Below are 2,148 nucleotides of genomic sequence, written 5' to 3' on the forward strand. Positions count from 1 at the left end.
AGGCGGTGATACTCCCCGAGATCACCGCCGCCTAAACTAACGACAGCTGATCATCGCAACGAAGCGAAAGACCACCACTCAAACGGACGCGGCCTTCTGACGGGCCACGCTCACCCCGACACGCTTAGCCGCCCACGTTGCATCCGAACGCTCACCCATCGCCGCGCGAAGAATGACCTCCTGCCAACCATCCAGCACAATCCCCGCCTGCGCCGAAAGATCCGCCACGTCCTCCCAAGAGTTAGCGCGAACGCCCTTCGGCTCGACCAAGACGCGCGGTGGCGCCTCCCCGAGCAGCTCTACGGGCTGCGATTTCGTCAAGAGGATCACCAGCCTTCTGCTCCTGCGACTCGAGATCAGCGATCTCGGCTAGCACCGACTGGAACCGAGCAGTAAGCGCCGCGACATCACGCGCGGACGCAGACTCAACCAACTGGTCGGCGAGAAGGTCGCGCAGGTCGCGCAACGTCTTCAACCGATCGCCTGAGGAGGCGGAATCACGAAGCGACACGGAAATCCTCCGGAGAGTAAGCGCGACCGTCGGAACGGACCGAGTTGCACCACCAATGGGCCAACCGAAGGTACGCGGGCGAGTCGTCTCCGCCGAGAGCTCGCGGGCGAACATGATCGAGCGACGGGCGCCAACGAGAACGTGAGCCAATAAGCGTACGATCGACCGCGCCGAGGCACAGCCAGCACTCCCACCCATCCCGCAAATAGATTGCCGTCCGCTCCCCCGCGCTGATCTTGATATCGCGATTGTGCAGAGCCTTCCGGCACGACGGGCACCACTTCGGTCGAGCCCCGCGAGTGGCCGGCCGGGAACAATTAACCCCGCACGCTCCGCACGACCAATGCTGGTCGCGGCCCGCAGCCACCCGATCCCTGTAGGTCGGGCGCTTACGGCGGCAAGGGCGACAGAGAGGACTCTCTGCAATCTATCCGTTTCTTGGCGCGCGGAACGTAGGAGCTCATAACGCCTCCTGTGGAAATCCACCCCGTGTGCGAAAGTCTCGCAATGCCTCGGGTGCGACTGTGGAGGGGGTGGGAGGGGGTGGGTGCCCTACCATCCGTTCGAGGGTTGAATGGTCTTGTTGATCTTCTTGTTTGGTTTTCCGGCGCCTCGTGATTGGTTGCATCGCCGGCAGATGGTGCGCCCGTTTGTTGGTGCGTTGAGTTGGGCGTCTGTCCATCCGAGTTGTCGTGCTTGTGCTGCTGGGATGATGTGGTCTGGTTCGGCGGAGTGGGGTTGCCTGCTGATTTCGTAGTCGAGTTCGCATCCGCAGTCTGGGCAGTGTGTGACCCCTGCCTTGCGGTCTCGGGAGAGTACGGCTTTCCGGAAGCGGAGGTGGGGTGTCAGCCCGGTGCGGGATGAGACCATGCTCCGGGCTCCTTAGTCGTTGTCGCCTGGGGCTGCTGGGTGCATGTCGAGCAGGCTGTTGGTGAAGATCGTGGCCCGCATCCGAGACGCTGCTTTTGCCGCTTCTGCCGCGGTAGCAAATCCCTCTTCGCGGTGCACAGTGGGGCCGTCCTTTAGGCGAGCACCCCACTTGCCAGACCTAGTGATCCGGTAAACCCCGCGGTAGCCGCTTGTGTTGTTGCGCGCTGGACCCGACCGGTTCTCGTTGTTCTGCTTCGGCGATACTGCTTGAAGGTGCTCCGGGTTGATGCAGCCGCGGTTGTGGCACTTGTGGTCCACTACCATTCCGTCCGGAACGCTTCCGTTGTGGAAGGCATACACCAGGCGATGCACGTAGTGCAGCTTCTTGTTCTCGCGGACTTGCGCATAGCCTGTGTTCGCGTGCGCACCGCTCCATGCCCAGCAACCTTCGCCTCGAAGAGTCTTACTCTCCACCCTCTGGCGGATGTCCCTGATCACTTCACGCCTGGGACGAAGCGTTTGTCCCCGTAGGTGCTGGGCGTGGTGTGCGGAGCAAAGGCCGAGTGCACGAGGCTTCATGCCGCAGTCCGGGAAAGAGCAGAGTGGTTTGGTCATTGGTTTCTCCCATGTCGGTGGGTACAGAAAAGGCCCACCGCGAGAGGGATCAGTCTCTCCGTGGGCACTCGTCCCCGACAGGACGAGCAGTTCGACTAGTGTTCTAGGTCGTCTGCGTCGTTGAGGGGCGAGCAACAGAGCATCACGCCGAG

At 62.2% G+C, this 2,148-nt stretch carries 3 protein-coding genes; all 3 read right to left on the reverse strand.

The annotated features are described in order from the left end of the window. Positions 1-78: 78 nt before the first annotated feature. The 3 genes from AB0300_RS18785 to AB0300_RS18795 all read right to left on the reverse strand — a co-directional run bounded on the left by AB0300_RS18785 (position 79) and on the right by AB0300_RS18795 (position 1,879). A complete protein-coding gene (locus tag AB0300_RS18785; protein ID WP_366216689.1) occupies positions 79-330 on the reverse strand; it encodes a hypothetical protein in 252 nt (83 codons plus the stop codon). Between the two features lie 733 nt (positions 331-1,063). Then, positions 1,064-1,381, reverse strand: coding sequence for an HNH endonuclease signature motif containing protein (locus AB0300_RS18790; RefSeq protein ID WP_366216690.1), 318 nt, complete (start codon positions 1,379-1,381; stop codon positions 1,064-1,066). Positions 1,382-1,393: 12 nt separating this feature from the next. Beyond that, positions 1,394-1,879, reverse strand: coding sequence for an HNH endonuclease signature motif containing protein (locus AB0300_RS18795; protein ID WP_366216691.1), 486 nt, complete (start codon positions 1,877-1,879; stop codon positions 1,394-1,396). Positions 1,880-2,148: the final 269 nt, after the last annotated feature.

It is taken from the genome of Microbacterium sp. NPDC078814, from assembly GCF_040702645.1.
Classification (GTDB): Bacteria; Actinomycetota; Actinomycetes; order Actinomycetales; family Microbacteriaceae; genus Microbacterium.